The sequence below is a fragment of the Nocardiopsis sp. LOL_012 genome (assembly GCF_048060475.1).
GTDB lineage: Bacteria > Actinomycetota > Actinomycetes > Streptosporangiales > Streptosporangiaceae > Nocardiopsis.
This window is the reverse complement of sequence record NZ_JBHMIV010000132.1, coordinates 1-338: the sequence shown is the minus strand read 5'-3', so window position 1 is coordinate 338 and position 338 is coordinate 1. Positions and strand designations below refer to the sequence as shown.

The window sequence follows — 338 nt, the reverse complement described above, 5'->3', positions numbered from 1 at the left end:
TGCTGGAGTACAAGTGCGCCTGGCGGGGGCGGGAGCTGGTCGTGGTGGGCCGGTTCTTTCCCTCCCCCGGCTGTGCTCGGCGGCGGGCTGCGGGTATGTGAACGGGAAGAGGGCGTTGAACGTGCGTGAGTGGACGTGTGCGCGCTGCGGCGCCGTGCACGACCGGGACGTGAACGCGGCGCGCAATCTGGAGGCCGCCGGGCTGGCGGTCGTGGCCTGTGGAGCCGGTGTGAGACCTCAACGGGAGTCCTCCCGGACGGGGCGGCCGACGGTGAAGCAGGAAGGCCGCGGGGCGACCCGCGACGGGGCCAAGGCCCCCAACCGCCGGTAGGCGGCTG

General features: G+C 73.4%; 1 pseudogene. It reads left to right on the top strand.

Features of this window, described 5'->3' with window-relative positions:
• Positions 1–331, top strand: a pseudogene (locus tag ACFHWE_RS23780) (zinc ribbon domain-containing protein); the annotation flags it as partial.
• Positions 332–338: the final 7 nt, after the last annotated feature.